Source organism: Granulicella sp. L46, from assembly GCF_009765785.1.
Classification (GTDB): Bacteria; Acidobacteriota; Terriglobia; order Terriglobales; family Acidobacteriaceae; genus Granulicella.
In genome coordinates, this window is record NZ_LMUT01000009.1 from 488,742 (window position 1) to 507,029 (window position 18,288).

An 18,288-nucleotide genomic window follows, 5' to 3' on the forward strand; every position below is an offset into this window, starting at 1 on the left:
GTAAGTAATAGATAACAAAATACTTATCAATCACTTGCCGATGCAGAAGGTAATATTACGTCCAAACCCGGTGTTCATAGGGGTTTTTGGATCGTCCGACGTTTCTGCAGACTCACTGGAGACTCAAAATTGCTACGTTGCGACCTTTGCCCTCAAGGCTTCCGCAAAGTAATCGGAATGACATCTCTGACAAGAACCATTTCGTCACCATCCATCTCCAATGTCGTTCCGCAATAGGGCGTATCTTGACACAGCCGTCTGATCCTGATGTACTTTGCATTACAAAGTGAACTGCGATGAACGATCTCTACAAAGCGCTTGGTGATATCAGCAGCATCCGCAAACAGTTGGCCAATACTACGGAGTTCCGTGGTTATGGTCCGGCAACGCTTGCGGCCACGGGCGTGCTCGCTGGTTTGGCTGCCGGCGCCCAGGCATTGTGGCTGCCCGAGCCCGCCACGCACATGTCCGTCTACCTCGGCATCTGGATCTCGACAGCCGTTTTATCTGCTGGCTTGACGGGGGTTCAGATGTACACGCGCTCGCGCCGTATTCACTCTGCGCTATCAAACGAGATGCTGCGTATGGCGGTCGAGCAATTTGTGCCCGCGGCTGCTGCCGGACTGCTTCTCACGGTCGTGCTTCTGCGCTATGTGGCACCTTCCGGATGGATGCTTCCCGGAATGTGGCAGGTCCTCTTCGGCCTTGGGATATTTTCATCGTGCCGGTTCTTACCGCGCCCAATGATTGCGGTGGGAGCTTGGTACTTGTTGACGGGTCTAAGCTGTCTTGCGATCGGAGGCAGTCGGGCGCTCTCCCCGTGGGCTATGGGCATCCCCTATGGCGTAGGACAGCTACTGGTGTCAGCTATTCTGCTCTTCACCTCAACGGAGAATGAAGATGAAGCCTGAATCTCCATCCGGCGACGGCCGCTTTGCCTACGAGGGTCTCGACCGGGTCATCCACGAGCGCGCCCGACTCAGCATCTTGACGTCCTTGATTACCAACCCTAAGGGACTAGCGTTCAACGATCTGAAAAAATTGTGTGCCCTGACCGATGGCAACTTGAGTCGACACCTGGGCGTACTGGAAAAGGGAAAGATGGTCGAGATATCGAAATCGTATGAACACAATCGGCCCCAGACGTTATGCCGCATTACGTCCTCCGGCCGTAAGCGTTATGTCGAGTACCTCTCCGCTCTCGAACAGGTCATTCAGGATGCGGCCAGGGAAGCGAAGGCCGAACCTGTCCATAGCCAGGTACGCGGCCTCACACCCTCCAAGGCTTAGTTTTTTTGTCCTGTAGCTTTGCATCACAAAGTACTTTCCAACAAGGAGCAGCAAATGCCGGAATTTCCTGCGAAGTCATCGAATCTTCAAGAGCGATTCAGATCCGTGTCGATGGGCGTGAAGCTCATCGTCGTTTGTAGCCTGGCCCTACTCATGGCCATCCCCGCACTCTTTGTAAGCGGCCTGGTGGATGACAGAACAAGCCGCGCAGCGACGGTCACGAATGAAATCAGCAGCCGCGTGGGTGGCCCGCAGACGTTTCTTGGACCAACGCTCGCTATTCCGTACAGTATTCCACCCCAATCTCTAGCTGCTTCAACACAGCACGGCATCTATCTCGTGTTCCCTGCTCAAGCAGCTGCGGACGTCAAGACGACAACGGAGGAACGTCACCGCTCCCTCTTCAGGGTTCCGGTATTTCAGGCGGATTTGAAGTTCGACGCAATCTTCGACCTGTCTGGAGTTCCGGCAGCGGCTCCTCAAGGCGCGCAACTCGATTGGAGCCAGGCAGAGATCGTAGTGGGTGTAAGCGATCCACGAGGAGCGCTGGCCGACGCGACCCTGACGACAGACGGCAAAACAGCAACGCTGGTGCCAGCGGAAGTTGCTGAGACCATCACATTTGGCGCGGACCCAAACCGACTGGTAAAGCTATCTCTCCTCGGCGCCAAGGTCGGCGGCATCGTCAAGCCTGGCTCCCAATTTCACGCAACCTCGACACTGCGATTCTCCGGTGCGGAGCGGATCTCGGTCCTCGCATACGGCAAAACAACGCATCTCACCGCGCAGGGCGACTGGCGGAATCCTGGGTTCGACGGAGGCACCCTTCCAGTCAATCGAACCATTTCGGATCATGGCTTTACGGCAGAGTGGTCCGTTCCCTTTATCGCCCGCGGTGTGCGCGCCGAAGGCCCAAGTGACTCCATCACGGGACTCGACTCCACGGCGCTTGGCATCTCCTTCATCGAAGTCGCCGACCCCTATCAGTCCGTCAATCGATCTCTCAAGTACGTACTGTTATTCCTCGGCCTGGTCTTTCTGTCCTACTTCATCTTCGAGGTCACGACCGGGAAACGAGCCCATCTAGCCCAGTACATCCTGGTAGGCATCGCACAGATTATCTTTTATCTGCTCCTCTTGTCCTTCGCTGAGCGCATTGGTTTCGAGCTTGGTTTCGTGCTCGCTGGGACTGCCACGGTAACCCTGCTTTCGCTCAATGCAGGCTGGATATTCTCCAGCAGGTTACAGGGAGCAAGGGCCTTCGTTGTCTTCACCTTCCTTTACACCCTGATCTATCTGCTCCTGACACTTGAAGACAACGCGTTATTCGTCGGCGCGATTGCGAGCTTTCTGGCAGTTGCGATAGCAATGTACTTCACCCGCAACATCAATTGGTACAGCGTCCTTCCAGCGGCAGCCGGGTCCGCTCCGGAGGTCCCGGATGCAAAGTAACCAAAGCGGACATCATGTAGCGATCATCATGGACGGAAATGGCCGCTGGGCCCAGCAACGCGGATTACCTCGCATCGCAGGCCATAGGGCAGGTATCGCCGCGGTACGGCGGGTCGTGGAACGGGCCTTGGACCTGGGCATCGCCCGCCTCACACTCTACGCCTTCTCCTCCGATAACTGGCGTCGACCGGATGCCGAGGTTCAGAGTATCTTCTGGCTGCTCCGTGTGTACCTGCGCCTCGAAGCTGAACGGCTCCGCAAGCGCGGCGCACGGCTGCAGGTGATCGGGCGCCGGGATCGCTTGCAGAAAGAAGTGGTCAGCGAAATCATGAGAGCCGAAGCCGTCACCGCAACCGGGTGCAACCTGAACCTGTATGTCGCGATCGACTACTCGTCACGCGACGCCATCACTCGTGCGGCAGTCGCAGCCGCCGCTTCTAGTTCGAGCACAGAATCTCCGTCGCCAGATTCCCTCCGCGCCTTGTTAGCCGACACCTTCGATGAGCAAGGCGGGGATGTTGATTTATTGATTCGAACCGGCGGCGAGAAGCGTCTCTCGGACTTCATGCTTTGGGAATCCGCCTATGCTGAACTCTTATTCACTGACCGCATGTGGCCAGAGTTCGACGAGCAGGATCTCGACGCTGCGTGGCAGGAATTTCATCGCAGGGAGCGCCGTTTCGGCGGCGCTTCTCCAGCAACCCTGTAATGTAGGATTTTTACCTTGGAGCATCCGCGCCTCTTCACCCACATGACACAGCCTGACCCTGTTCGCCGAATCCGATTCTGGCTCGCCCTCTTTATCACCGGTCTGGTGCTGAGCGGGATCACTGCCTTTCCCCTACAAACAGAGCTAACCTGGCTTGTATCCCTCTTGCACACAAGCCCCTTTCGCCCCATTTCCGAGGCTACCCGCTTGCTTCCCTGGATCTCGCGGGTCAACGACGCACTCCATGCAACCAACGCCACGTATCCCTTCCTTGCTTACGGTACAGATTGGCTGGCGTTCGCTCATCTCGTGATTGCCGTTGCCTTCGTTGGCCCCTTGATCGATCCGGTTCGAAACAAGTGGGTCATCACCTTCGGCCTTATTGCCTGCGCCAGCGTTATCCCCCTCGCCCTCATCGCAGGTCACGTCCGCGGCATACCCATTGCCTGGCGGCTCATCGACTGCAGTTTCGGTGCATTTGGCGTGATACCCCTTCTTCTATGTAGAAGCATGATTGCCAAGCTCGAGCTCAAGAAAGCGTCGTATTAACAACGCCACTTCATCCTCACAGGGTCCGGGACCGCCCCCTCCAGAAGCATGCTAAGCTGTCTCCACTTAGCCTTCAGAGTCTTTGGCGAAAGCGGAGTTCAAGCTCGCAATGAAATCGCCGCACCCTTCCGGTGGCCTGGGAAAATCGCGACGTCTGTTGCTGTTGTTCATTCCTCTTGTCCTTCTACTGGCGGCGGCGCTTGTGGTCGTTTTCAGCGCTCGCCGAGCTCTCCATCGCGCCACGCAAGCTGCCGCCACTGCAGACCAGCTAGCCTTCAACCTGCAGACCCTGGACTCCTCCTCCAACCTCGCGCGCAGCCTCGGAGCCGAAACCGTAGCTTCCAGGCCCAGCTATAACAGCGGCGTATTCTTCCTTGGCAATCTCTATCTTGGCGGCCCATCCGGCCTCACCATTCTCCGTGGCGATGGCACGCCGCGGTTCCGCCTCCGCTGCGGATTCGAACTCCCGGTCGCCCCCATAGACGGCGTGACCAGCGGCCGTCTCCGCGGAACCAGCGATCCGCAACTGTTGCTTGCCACCGCCGGGGCCGGCTTGCTCCTCCTTGAGCCGCAATCCAATTCCTCCCCAACGCTTCACCAACTTCTGCCTAAGGACACAGAAGCCCGCGACCTCACCGCGGTGCTTCCCTTGGCCGACGGCGACGTGCTGCTCGGGACCCGTCGTCGTGGTGTTCTCCTCTATAACGGCGCAACCCTCATGCCGTTTCGCTTCAACCTACCCGGAGTCAACGCGGCAACGCTTCAGGTCACAGCCCTCGCCGCCATCGACTCCGCATCCTTCCTCATCGGCACCCGCAACTCCGGCGTGTTCTACGTCCACGCGGGCACTGTAGATCACGCCAACTCGGGCTCTGGCCTGCCCGACGACCAAGTCGAGTCCCTCGCCATCACTCGCGGTCCCGGCCCGCCTCGCGCTTTTGTCGGTACGCCTGTCGGCACTGCCGAATTCGATCTCGCGGCTCCCTCGTTTCGCCCGACGCGTCTGCTAGCTCAAGGCACGTTCAGCCATAGCCTTGTTGTCGACCAGCGCCAGCTCATCATTGGCACACTCGACCAGGGAATCCAACAAATTCCGTTGGACAGCACTCCCTCACTTCGCCGTGTTTCTATCTCGACCGGACCGGCCAGCCCCTCTCTCCAGCGGGTTGGTGCGTTTCTAACTGAGCCCGATGCGCTCTTTGCCCTGGCCGACGGCACTCTGCTGCGGCGAGAGGGTTCAGCTTGGACACCAGCGCTATCTCCCGAGCCGTCAACCCTCGCCGACGCCAACATCTCCGCACTTGCCTTCGCACCCGACGGCACCCTGTACGTTGGCTTCTTCGATCACGGCGTTGATCTCCTCAGCCCCGACGGTGCCGTTCGACACATTGAGGACGACCACCTCTTCTGTATCAACCGCCTCGTGATCGACCCGGAGCGCCACACCATGGATGCCGCTACAGCCGACGGCTTAGTCCTCTTCGACGCTCAAGGTCGGCCCCGCCAGACGCTCACCCAGCGCGACGGCCTTATCTCCAATCACATCACCGACGTCACCTTCGAGGGCGCTGTCACAGTCCTCGCCACGTCCGCCGGCATCAGCTTCCTCGGTCCTTCCGGCGCCGAGAGCCTCTATGCCTTCCAGGGTCTGGTCAACAATCACGTCTACGCTCTGGCTTCTGCCGGTCCTTCGGGCCAACTACTCGCTGGCACCCTCGGCGGCCTCTCTATCCTCAAGTCGAACGCCGTCGAGCGCAATCTCACCGTCTCCAACTCAAGCCTCAAGCACAACTGGATCACCGCCCTGCTCCCATCCACGGACAACACAACGCTTGTTGGCACATACGGCGCAGGCGTAGAGACACTCGATAGCCAAGGGCATTTCACACCCATCGAACTGCCGCCCGGAATGCCGCGCAACTTGGTCATCAACCCCAACGCCCTGTATGCAACTGCCTCGCACATCTACGCCGGAACTCTGGGCAACGGGATGCTGGTCTACTCTGTCGCTTCCGGCCGATGGTCCGCGGTTACCAACGGCTTGCCATCGCTCAACATCACTGCCTTCGCCGCCCGCGCAGGTCAGATCTACATCGGAACAGAGAATGGCCTCGTCCGGATTCCTGAGGCGAATCTGCCATGAAGACCCTGGCTCTGTTCGTTCTGCTCGCCTTCGCGGCTATCCCAACCAGCGCGCAGTCTGGCACCCTCATCCCCCGCGACAAAGACGCTCCCGACCCCGCCATCCTCTCGCTCGACGAGATGCGAGTCGATGTCACCATCGACAATGGCGATGCCCATGTTTCCATCATCCAAATCTTCGCAAACCACTCAGGCAATATCGAAGAAGGCACGTACCGCTTCGCGCTTCCCGGCGGCTCCACGGTCTCAGACTTCGCCGTGTGGGACGGGGCCGTGCGCATTCCTGCCGTGATCCTCGAGCGCAAACGCGCCGAGCAGGTCTACGACCAGGCTCGCCTGCAGGTCGTCGATCCCGGTCTGCTCGAAGCCGGGGAGCGCGATGACAAGGATCCGCGCGCCACCTCACTCTTCACGGCAAAGATTGTCCCCATCCCAGCCTATGGCACCAAGCGTCTCGAGATCGAATACCACCAGCGTCTGGCGACTTCGGCATTCAAACAATCCTTCACTCTCTCACTGAAGCCCGACGCTGGCCAGCAACAAGCCGTTGGCAATTTCACCCTGCATTTCGCCCTTCACTCCGTAAACGCTTTGCAAAACTTCACCGCCCCGTCCGCACACTTTCCTCTCACCCTCACCAGCAACGACAAGCATACCGTCGAAGGCACGATGCATGCCTCCAATCTATCGCTCGACCAGGACTTCGTAGCCAACTGGCTTCTTTCTCAAGCCGATGCAGACCAGGTCGAGGTCATCACGCATCGCGACCCTCAAACGCCGCTCCCAACTGCCAGCGAACCGCTCGCATCGTCCCGCATCTCCGCGCCCGAGCCCGGCTTCTTCCAGGCGCAGATCCTCGTTGCGAATCCCGATACCCCGAAACCTGCCACTCAGGCTCCTCCACGCACCGTCATCCTGCTCTTCGACAACTCACTCTCCATGCAATGGGACAAGCTCGAGCGTAGTTACGCGGCACTCGAAGCCACTCTTCGCACTCTCAAGCCCGCAGACCACTTCAACGTCCTCCTCTTCAATCAATCCGTCACCCCCTTCAAGCCTCAGCCCATCGCCGCGACCCCCGATGCCATTCAGCAGGTTCTCACCTTCGTTCGTTCCAGCAACCTTCGTGGCGGAACCGATGCCCTCAAAGCCCTGACCGCAGCCATCGCCCAATCCACTCAGCCCAACACCACGATCGCTCTCCTCTCCGATGGCGGCTCCGACCGCGGAGAGACTGTTCTTGGCAACAAAATCGCGGCCCGCTACACCGCCCTCTGGAAGCAGTCTCCGCATCCGCCACAGACCGATGTCTTCGCGGTAGGAGATGATGCCAACCTTCCATTCCTCCGCAAACTCGCCCGCAACAACGGCTTCCTCGAAGCGGTTCTCTCCACGGAGCCTGTCGACTTTCATCTCCAGTCGTGGATTTCCAAGCTCACCCTCAATCCCCTCGCAAGCACGACCCTCACCGCCTCGCCGGCTGCGAACACTTCGTATATCTATCCGCTCGACGATGCAATCTATCCCGGCTCCATCGCACAGTGGGTTGGACAGTATCAACCCTCTCCAGCGCCTCTGACACTCACCTTGCACGCAACCCGCGATGGTAAGCCACTCATTGCAACCGCTCAGACCGCGCTTCCTGCGAATGACCTCACGCATCCCCAGCTCCCGCGCATCTGGGCACAGGCCCGCGTTAATGCGCTGCTCGCTGAGATCGACAGCGACGGCGAAAGTGAAGCCGCCATCGCCGAAATCATCCGGTTGTCGCGTCGCTACAAGTTCGTCACCCCGTACACCAGTTTCCTGGCTGTCCCGCGATCGCTCCTCCGCCCCCGCGTGATCCGTCCTGGAGATCCGGTCCTGCGCGTCCGCACCGACCCTGCGATCACTTCTGTGATTGCCCTCTTTCCCTTCGGACTCACCAAGCCGCTGCGGCACCTTGCCAGCGAAGATCTGCAGGCCCCCGGCGATCAAGCCAACCGCCTCTGGGAGACCCGCTTCCTCGCTCCTTCTGACATGAAGGACGGCACCTACAATGTGCGCCTCCTCCTCCGGGATACTCACGGCAACACCTACACGGAGGCGAAGACCTTCGTCATCGCCAGCACTCCGCCAACAGTGAAACTGCAGCTCGCCCGAACCAGCGCCCACCGTGGCGAAGCTTTTGAGATTCACGCCACCGCCTCCTCTTCGACACGAACGCTTACAGCCCAGATCGACGGCGTCGCCTCCACCCCTCTTCGCTGGAATCCCCGCGCCCAAATCAATACCGGCGTTCTCACCATTCCCAACGACCTTCCCGTCGGCCGCTACACCCTCACGGTTACAGCCGAGGACATCGCTCACAATCTGGGCAGTCAGGAGGTGTCCCTCGATGTCGTCCCGTAAACCGGTACGCAATGTTTCGACGCGTCTATTCCGAAAGGACAATCGGCGCCTACTCGCCGCGGGCGTCGTTCTCGGCACACTCACCGTCCCGCTCGCAGCCAGGGCTACCCTCCCTGATTGGCTGCAACACGTCGTCGGCGCCTCCACTGTTGAGTCCGCGCTCTATCGCGCCATGCAGCTGCCTTCAGTCCAGGCGCTCTATCCACGACCTCCCAAAGAAGCTGCCAGCGAACTATCGCGCCTCATCGCCACGAATTCCAGTGACGCCGAGCTGTATCAACTGCGCGCTCGAACGGACGAGCAAGCCCTCGACGAACCGGCCGCTGAATCTGACTGGAAGCTCTACGTGGCGCATTCTCCAGACCCCACCGCTGCCCGTCTCGAACTGGCCGACTTCTACCAACGCCGCCTCATGATCCCCCAGGAGATCGCGGTCCTGAAAGACGTTGCCGCCGCTCCTCCCCTCCCCTCCGAAACCTACATCGATCCCGCCGCGCAGCGCTCGTGGCTCGCCTTCGAACGCATTCTCGGCGCCATCTATCAGCAAGGCCTACCAGCTTCGGAAACAGCATCCACCTTCAACGCCTTCCTCGCACGTTATCCCGACCAGCCCGCCGTCTACGCCGCCTTCTTTCAATTCGAGATCGACCAGCAGGACTGGCCTGCCGCGCAATCGCTGATCGAACGCTACACCCACGCGTTTCCCCAGGACAAAATCTTCCCCATCCGCGCCCAGGCCCTGATCGAGTTCCATCGCGGTAACATCGACGCCGCCCTCGCCGTCTACGACCATGCCTTCCAGCCCCTCTGGCCCACCGAGCTCATCCAGTCCTACTTCGCTTTGCTGCAGCAGACTCATCGCCAGCGAGCTTTCGTCGCCGCGGCCCGCGACCAGCTCGCCGCGCATCCCGATGGCCCTGAAGCTCTCAACGCACTTGCCCGCATCTTCTACTACGATCAGCAAGCAGGACGAACGGACTCCGCGCAGCAAACCCTTGACGCCTTCCGCATCGCCCGCGACACGCGCAATGCCCCCTGGACTCCCACCGATCTCTACACGCTCGCGAACCTCAGCCTCTCCATCCACTCGTACGCAGAGGCCGCCCGTTACAACTACGCGCTCGCTGCTTCATCCGGAACCGCGCCCACCGGCGAACCCTCCGCGCAGGCCGGTCTCGCCCGTCTCATCGATATCCTTCTGCAAGCCCCCGAGCAACCGCTCGCACTTGGCGCGCAGAACCTCACACTCTATCGTGATATCGCCACGCTCGACCAAGGCCCCGGCTACTGGAATGGCATCCTCTCGCTTTGGCTCAACGGCGAAAGCCCCGAGTCTCAGTACAAATCCGAAACTTCCAAGGCGCAACGCTACTTCCATCGCGCCAAGGCTGCCGAGCTCCTCGCCGATCTTGACCAGCGCTTTCCCTCTGCGCCCGAACGCCCCGCACTGCATGCCCAACTCATTCGCGCTCTCTCCGATTACGGCGAACCCGCAACCGTTATCTCCGCCGGCAAACAATTCCTTGCATCCTTCCCGTCTGCTCCGGAACGTCTCGACGTTGCCAGCCTCATGGCCGATGCCTACGCTCGCCAGAACGATACCTCAGCCGAATTCGCTCTCTACGAATCTCTCCTCACCGAGCTCGCCGCGAAAACCGCCGGCCTTCCGCTCACCTCCTCTTCCACCGCGCCACCGCCCGCACCTGCCCCCGGCACCGTCGGCTTCTACGTCCGCGTGCAGGATCCCGACTCCGTCGATAGTGACGCTTTACCAGCGCAGAAGCTCAACGCCCAGCCCCTCGCGCAGCTTCCCACGCGCAAGTCGCTTCCCGAAGGCACCGCCTACACGGCCATCCTGGACCGCTATCTCGGGCGGCTTACAGCGACCGGCCAGCTTCCCCGCGCGCTCACCGTGCTGCGTACGCAACTCGATCGCAACCCCAATGACCCGCTACTCTACGAGCGGCTCGCGACCTTCTTCGAGCAAAACAATCTCTCCGCACAGCAGGAGCAGATCTACCAGCAGGCAATTGCGAAATTTCAGCAACCCTCCAACTATGACAAGCTCGCACGCCTCTATTTGCGAGAGAAGAAGCGCGAAGCCTTCGCAGAGCTCGCGAAAAAAGCTACCGACATCTTCTCCGGAACCGACCTCGACAACTTCTTCGCTAACGTCAATCCCAAACAACCCATCGGCCCGCAGCTCGCTTTAGAACTCGACCTCTACGCCGCCAAACGCTTTCCCCACGACCTCGTCTTCACGCACAACCTGCTCACGGCCTACCAGGCGGCCACCACCCGCGACACGGCCGCATACGAAGCCCTGCTGCGCAGCCAATGGTGGGAGTCTGACGACCTGCGTGACGAATTCCTCACCTACCTCAGCCGCGCCGGAAAGCTCCAGTCCGAACTCTCTCAACTCGAATCGCTCAACAACCAGGCCTCTGCTGCTTCGCCGCCATCCAACCCGGCAGCCATCCGCGAACAAGCCGAGATCGACATCTTCACCTCGCACTTCGAGCAGGGGGCCCCGCTGCTTGGCTCGGTCGCAGACCTCTACCCCGCAGACGCAGATACCGGCGACCAGGCCGTATCCCTCTATCGCTCCCTCGCCTATCTCGATCCGCAACCCACCTCAACGCTTCGCGCCGTAGCGCTCGAAAAAAACCTGCTCGCCGCCGCACCCGATAGTCCCGACCGCCTCGCCACGCTCGGCGATCTCTACGCCGAAGCCACCAGCACCGGCGGTGAGGATCTGGCCGCCGCCGCGCCCTTCTGGCGCCGCATCCCCGAGCTCCACCCCAACTCCACGCAGGCCTATCTCACCACCGCAACCATCTTCTGGGACTACTTCCAGTTCGACGACGCCCTCGCCGAAATCACTGCCGCACGCACCCACCTCCATTCGCCCGCTCTCTTTGGATACGAAGCCGGAGCCATCGAAGAGAATCGCCACAACCTGCCCGCAGCCGTCGCCGAGTATGTGAACGCCGTCATTCATCCCATCGAGATCCCGCGTCACTTCGACTCCGCGCTGGGTGTCATCGATGCGTGGCTCAAGCCACCCTCCGACGCCGGCGACAGCAACTTCCGTTCCACCGCGCAAAGCTTCCTCGGCTCGGAGGAGTCCAACGCCCGCCTCCTTCAGCTCGCTACCCGCACCAACACCAGGGCGATCGTAGATGCAGCCACCACAAAAGCTGTAGCCGACAACCCGTCCAACACCGCTGCGCTCACTCTCCGCGCCGACATCCTCGCCGCGCAGCATCCTGGCCCCGAACTGAATCCCCTCCTCACCACCCTCTTCAACCAGGCCCTCGATCGCACCTCAACGCTCGACGAAGCCGCCGCCATTGGCGCCCTCGCGCAGGACCGCACGCTCACCCCCGTCTACGAGCGCGCGCTCGAAAAGCAAGCGACTCTTACCGCCGACCCCGTGCAGAAAATCGAACTACAGTATTCGCTCGCCCATTCGCTCGAATCCCATGACGACATTGCCGCGGCCACCCGTATCATCGACTCCGTCTACTCCGCGAATCCGCGCATCCTCGGCGTCGTCCGTGCCACCACCGACTTCTTCATACGGACCAACCAGCCACAGCGCGCCATCGCCACCCTGCTCGATTCGGCCAAGCTTGCCACGCCATCCCTAGCACGCGACTTCACCCTCGAAGCCGCCAGCCGCGCCAACGATACGAACGACACCGCACAAGCCCGCACCCTCGCGCTCACCCTTCTCGCGCAAACACCCTACGACCCGCGCATCCTCGACGTCGTCGCCACCAGCTACGCTCGCGCACACGACGACGCCGGCCTCAAGCAGTTCTACCTCGCTCAGCTTGACGCAGCCCGCAGCGCTCCCGGCCTCACCACCGACGCCCGCAAACAAAACATCGCGCTTCTCCGCCGCGGACTCATCCCCGCGCTCACTCGCCTCAAGGATTTTCCCGGCGCCACCGACCAGTACATCGCTCTCCTCTCAGCCTTCCCTGAAGACGCCAGCCTCGGGCAGGAAGCCGCTCTCTACGCTCTCCAGCACAGCCGCCAGCAGCAGCTCCTCGACTTTCTCCGCGCTACCATCAAGCAATCTCCGCGCGACTCCCGCTTCATGATCCTGCTCGCAACAGCCGAATCCACATTCGGCGATCTTCCCGCGGCCGAGTCCGCTTACTCGCTCGCTATCGCTGTTCGCAAGGATCGAGTCGACCTCTACACCACGCGCGCGGAAATCGAATTGCGACTAAGCCAGGCCGATCCCGCGCAATCCGAACTCGCCGCCGCCGACTTCCAACGCCTCTACCTTCTCACCTACCACGATCCCTCATGGATGGTCCGCCTCGCCGAGCTCCGGGCCCGCCAGCAGCGTCCCGCCGATGCCGTCAAAGCGTTGCAAGTGGCCTATATCGATGGCCACGTTCAAGCCGCAACCGACTACTTTACCGTTGCCGCGCAGCTCGAACACTGGAACCTGCTTACCGAAGCCAAGGCCTTCGCCGAGCAAGGCGCAGCCCTCGCTGGCTCCAACTTGCTGACTCCGCCGACCACGGCCGCCTACCCTCAGCCCGAGAGCGGCGCCGTCATTTACGCCCGCATCCTCGCGCGCTCTGGTCAGGCCGATCGCGCCCTCGCAACGCTCACTACCGCCCGCCAAGCAGCCGAGGTCTCTGCAACCTCGCCCACCGTTCTCTCGGCCGAACTCGCCCGCGAAAAGATCACCGACGACGAGTCCGCTGACTTCCGTAAGAACTTCGCAACCCAGCGCCGCCAGATCGCGAACGACAGTCTGAAAGCAGCCGTCGACGCCCTCGGGAAAACCATCCAGACCTACGACACGCCCGAACAAAAGCAAGTCTTCGCCCTCATCCTCGACAAGCTCCACAATGCAGCCCAGCCCAACGCCAACCCAACTCTCGCCCTACAAGCTGCAACCGCTGCCGGCCTCGCCGACCGCGAAGCAGACTGGCGCCAACAGAGCCTGCCCACCGATGAGCGCAACAACACCCAGCTCAACCTCTATGTATCTCTCCAGCAGAGCCGTCTGCAATTCTCCTCGCTAGCCCACGACCTCGAAACCTATGCAGCCCGCCTGCTGGCGCGCCGCCGCAATCCTGTTCTCATGAAAGCCGCGCAAGCCTACCGCGATGTCGGTGACACCACAGACGAACTTCGCGTCATCAGCACCCTCGTCCTTCACGGCAATGCTCCACTTCGTACCCGCTACTTCGATCTCCTCCTGCACCGCGATCCCCTCGCACTCACTGCCCTCGCAGCAAACAGCAACGCCGCCCTCGCCGATGCCGCACTCAACTACACGGTCACCCACGGCACCGAGGCGCAAGCCCTCGCCGCCGTCTCCAGTCGCGGGCAATCGCTGCATCCGGTCTGGCGTCCCGCGTCGGCATCGCTCGTCCAAACCTACTTCGTTAGCCCCACCGCCACCACCGTCAATCTGTCTGACTTCAACCAGTCTCTCGCCGCGAACGCCACCATCGCCGACCGCCTCGCCGTTCCTCCCGATCCCACGCGCCAGCTTACCGGCGACACCTTCTTCTACTACGCCAGCCGCTTCGGTATCTTCCTCTCCACGGTTCACGATGCCGCCCAGCCCCTACCCAACGCCGAAGACTTCCTGCCCGCCGAGCTCGAAGCTTCTCCCGCCTCCCCCACACCGTATCTCAACCTGGCGCGCACCTACGCCGAAGCTCACAACATCCCCTCTGCCATCGCCGAGTACAACCACGCTCTCGAACTGTCTCCATCTGATCCCGCCATCGAGGACGAGTTCGCCATCACGCTCTATCGCGCCAACATGCACGATGCCGCGCTCAACCACTGGCGCCAGTCGTTTGCCATCCTCAGCTCCATGCAGCAGCACGGCATGTATCCCGAAACTTGGTTCACCTCCTTTGAAGCCATCTCCCGTCATATCGGCCAGTTCCATCTCATCGCAACCTGCCGCCCTGAGATCGAAGCCATTCTCGGCCTCTACCTCGCAAAGAACGGCAACTACCGCTCCAACGAACTCCTCAGGGCTGTCTACCAGGCATCGCCCACCCCCGCGGAAGGCGCAAACCTGATCCTCGCCGTCACCAACTCGGCCTCGGACCCCAATCAGATCCTCGACGACCTCGAGCGAGAGAAATGGCTCTCCGACACATCGCGCGAGCCCATCCTGCTCCGCCAGGTCGAACGTCTCCGCGCCCATCCAACCGATGACACATCCTCCCGCAGCATTGCCGCTTACCAGGCCCAGCTTATCGAGCTCTACCTCAATCAAGACCAGGTTGCAAAGGCCCAGGCCACGTTCAACTTGCTGCCTGACAAAGATCGCCAGTCCGATCACATGGACGAAATCATCCTCGCGGTTCGCTCCAACCGCCTGCAAGCTCTTCTCGACGCGTGGCGCGCCAACCCCGACTCTGTTCCCAAGGATTCGTTCGGCTCCGCCCTCTATCGCCTGATGAAACCTACACCCGCCTACAAGCCCAATCTCACGGCCATCCGCCCGCTGCGCGAATTCATCTTCGCGTACAAGCAGCAGACCGACAGCCTTCAACCCACCGACTTCCTCGCACTCGCCCAGCTCCGCATCGACACAGGCGACCTGCCAGGCGCACTCGACCTGCTCCATCAATTAGCGCTCCAGCCCGCATCGAGCCCGGAAAATGGCACCATGAAGTTCCCCCTCTCCGGAGATCCGGAGTTCAGTCCTGCCCAACCCGCCAGCATCCAGTACAACCTCAGCGGCCAGCCATCCAATCCCTTCATCAACACGGAATACGCCGCCTCGCTCCTGGAAAAGAACAACCGCTTCACCGAGGCCATTCCGTTCCTCCAGTCGCTCGCAAAGTCCGTGCCTTGGGATGCTTCTTATCGTCTGCGACTAGCCCAGGCCGAACTCGCTTCAAATGCCCGAGACCAGGCTCGCACGGACCTGCTATCCGTAGCCCGTGACGCTACGGCGCCCTACAATCTGCGCATTCAAGCCGCGCGCGCCTTGGCTCCTCTCACACCGCAAGCTGTCGAGCTCGGCAGTCAAGAGCTCTCGTTCATCGCGCATCCCTCCACTGCGGCTACGGCGCGCCAACCCTATGCGGACGAATCCCGCATCATTGCCGCCGCCATCGCGTCCACCTCCATCGCCGATCGCGAACGTCTCCTCCGCGAGGCCATCGCCATCCGCCCAGACGGCCAGGACACGACCCGCGCCAGGCTCGATCTACTTCTCCTGCAGGCACCCACTGCAGATCCCTCCGCTACCCTGGCCGTCCTTCGCTCCATACAAAACGCACCGCCCAGCGACGAGTCCGCAGCCCCTGACGCGGACACTACCGCTTCCGGCAACGCTGCCTCCGCCGTCTCGTTACCTCCCGGCTCGAACAGTCTTGACCTCGCCAAGCGAATCCGCCTTGCGACACTCCTGGCTTCTGCGAACGCGCGCGACAACGATCTCAAGGCTGCTCTCGCCTATGCCCAGCTCGCAGTCACACTCGCTAAAGATTCACCCCAGCCCGACCTCATCCGCCGCCGTGACGAACTGAAAACTGCCCTTCTAGTCGCTCAGCGCAACCTCGCCCGAAGCCCCCATCTGCACGTGGCGCTATCTCAACCCAGTCAGGTCCGCCCGCGTCTCACCGCCTCCAACACGTATCAGGAGGACAGCCAATGAAACTCCGCGCCGCCATTGCTCTCTTCCTTATCACCACGTCGGTCGCCATTGCCTATCGCATCCGCATCGCGCAGCAATCCGTCGCCCCTGCATCCCTCACGGCCTACGTCCCCGCCGACGCACTGCTCACCATCGAGTCGCCAGACTTCGCCGCCCTCCTTCAGCAGTGGACGAACTCTGTCGAGTGCAAGTCCTGGCTCGCCTCCGACAACAATTCTGTCTTTCAGAACTCACGCCTCTTCGGTCGTCTCAGCGACGCGCAAACCAACTTCGCGACCGCCGCTGGAATTCCCGTTGGCGTCGACTTACTGCACGAGATCGCGGGCAAGCAGTCTGTCTTCGCCTGGTACGACATCGGCAAGCTTGAATTCCTCTACATCACGCGCCTGCCAGCCGGCCAGGCCGACCAGACGGCACTGTTCCAGGCGCGCGCCAGCTTCCAACGCCGACATGCCGGTAACACGGACTTCTACATCCGCACCTCCGGCACGGACTACAGCACCGTAGCCTTCGCGCGCGTCCCCAGTCCCACCGGCGACCTCATCCTCCTCGCCACCCGCGAAGACCTCATGGCAAACGCGCTCACGCTCATCGCCGCCTCCTCACCGGCAAACTCCGTCGAGCAGGAGCCCTGGTTCCGCGATGTCTCCGCCGCCCTCCCCGCCGAGAAGTCTGCACCGGCGCTCCACATGGTGCTCAATCTCGACCGCATCGCCGTCGACCCTCACTTCCGTTCCTACTGGATCCAGGGCAACGTCACCTGGACCCAGCAGTTCCGCGCCGCTGCCTCCGACCTCTACATTGAATCCAAAGGTTTCCGGGAAGAGCGAGTTCTCCTGCCAAAGCCCACCGCAGCAGAACCCGCTACGCTTAACCTCGCGCCGCTCGCAACGCTGCCGCCACCCTCCACCGGCGTCTATCGCGTCGTGGCCACCCAGGATCCCAGCGTCGCGGTTACCGCGATTCACGAGAAGCTTGTCGGCACGTCCAACACCCCAACCTCCAACCCCGAGAGCGCTCCGAACCCCACCACCGACGCTCCGCAGTCCGGCTCTGCCACCGATCTCGAGACCCGCATCGACGCCCTACCGCCCGTCTCTCCAACGTCCTCTACCGACGGCCTGAAGAACCTCTTCCAGACCATTGGCCTCGACGCCGTTCTCACTCTCTCCTCGGCGCAAAATCCCTCCGACCCGCAAGGCCTTTGGATCCCAATTCATTCCGCCGTCGTCCTCCACACCGCCAACCCCGCAAATCAGCAAGCCCTGGCATCCGCGCTAGAGCAAATTCTTCGCGGCCAATTAACTGCCGCCAGCATCGGCGTCAACTTCCAGTCCAGCACAATCTCCGGCGTTCCCATCAGCGCCCTCACCGGTCCGCGTCACCTCTTCTTTGCAATCTCAAGTACCCCAGCAACGGGAAACCTCATCCTCCTCGCGGACGATGAATCACTCCTCTCTGATCTCCTGCACAATCTCGCCATCAACTCGCCAAGAATCACCCCCCTTACCGCAACCTCGATCGCCGTCTTCAATCACTCCACCCAGCGCACTCCCTACCTGCGGCTCACCTCCCTCATCGACGGCACAAATCATTCCGCTCCTACCGTCCTTAAACCTGCCTCGACAGCACCCGATGCAACCACCGGAGAAGCCCCCACCGCCCCCGCCTTCTTCTCCCAGAACCTCGGCTCGCTCTCCAACACCTTCGCCGACCTCGAATCCGAGCGCGTCGTCGAGCGCCTTGTCGATTCCAATCTCCGTCAAACCGTCACCTACACTTGGCAGACGCACTGACCGACACGCCTCTACGCGCTTGCTTCGAGTTCTTGCTTCCGCAACACAGACCGTGACGGATCGCTCCGGTACCCTCACAAACTTAAGATGCTGATGGGTTGAAGAATATGGCTAAATCACCCAAGCAGAAAGGGCACACTAACGTTGAGCTTGATACAAGCTGAACACTTCCGCTATCGGTTCGGCCCCTTAGCGAGTGGTCGCACGTAGTTTAGATGTCTCGGGAAATGCGCTCAAAGCTGCTCGAAGGAGCCAGCATTGTTTGCATGTATATTGTTGATAATAAACCT

The 18,288-nt window shown here is 61.1% G+C and carries 9 protein-coding genes; all 9 read left to right on the forward strand.

Annotated elements, in window-relative coordinates; all coding sequences use genetic code 11:
- The first annotated feature begins 296 nt into the window (after positions 1-296).
- Positions 297-911 carry a hypothetical protein gene (locus tag GSQ80_RS08845; RefSeq protein ID WP_158787265.1) on the forward strand — a complete coding sequence of 205 codons (615 nt, stop codon included), beginning with the start codon at positions 297-299 and terminating at the stop codon, positions 909-911.
- Entirely contained in the window at positions 901-1,290 is a 390-nt protein-coding gene (locus GSQ80_RS08850) for a transcriptional regulator (protein ID WP_158787266.1), read from the forward strand. Before GSQ80_RS08845 ends, GSQ80_RS08850 begins: the two co-directional genes overlap by 11 nt.
- Positions 1,291-1,344: 54 nt before the next feature.
- Positions 1,345-2,742 carry a cell envelope integrity protein CreD gene (gene creD, locus GSQ80_RS08855; protein WP_158787267.1) on the forward strand — a complete coding sequence of 466 codons (1,398 nt, stop codon included), beginning with the start codon at positions 1,345-1,347 and terminating at the stop codon, positions 2,740-2,742.
- The gene (locus GSQ80_RS08860; RefSeq protein ID WP_158787268.1) at positions 2,732-3,451 is read left to right on the forward strand and encodes a di-trans,poly-cis-decaprenylcistransferase; all 720 of its coding nucleotides are present in this window, start codon (positions 2,732-2,734) and stop codon (positions 3,449-3,451) included. The genes creD and GSQ80_RS08860 overlap by 11 nt, the downstream gene beginning before the upstream one ends.
- 207 nt (positions 3,452-3,658) lie before the next feature.
- Entirely contained in the window at positions 3,659-4,000 is a 342-nt protein-coding gene (locus GSQ80_RS08865) for a hypothetical protein (RefSeq protein WP_254059528.1), read from the forward strand.
- Positions 4,001-4,109: 109 nt separating this feature from the next.
- The gene (locus tag GSQ80_RS08870) at positions 4,110-6,143 is read left to right on the forward strand and encodes a hypothetical protein (RefSeq protein WP_158787269.1); all 2,034 of its coding nucleotides are present in this window, start codon (positions 4,110-4,112) and stop codon (positions 6,141-6,143) included.
- The gene (locus GSQ80_RS08875) at positions 6,140-8,533 is read left to right on the forward strand and encodes a VIT and VWA domain-containing protein (RefSeq protein ID WP_158787270.1); all 2,394 of its coding nucleotides are present in this window, start codon (positions 6,140-6,142) and stop codon (positions 8,531-8,533) included. The genes GSQ80_RS08870 and GSQ80_RS08875 overlap by 4 nt, the downstream gene beginning before the upstream one ends.
- Positions 8,520-16,202: a hypothetical protein gene (locus GSQ80_RS08880; protein WP_158787271.1), complete on the forward strand. Its 7,683-nt coding sequence runs from the start codon at positions 8,520-8,522 to the stop codon at positions 16,200-16,202. Before GSQ80_RS08875 ends, GSQ80_RS08880 begins: the two co-directional genes overlap by 14 nt.
- A complete protein-coding gene (locus GSQ80_RS08885; protein WP_158787272.1) occupies positions 16,199-17,998 on the forward strand; it encodes a hypothetical protein in 1,800 nt (599 codons plus the stop codon). Before GSQ80_RS08880 ends, GSQ80_RS08885 begins: the two co-directional genes overlap by 4 nt.
- Positions 17,999-18,288 lie beyond the last annotated feature (290 nt).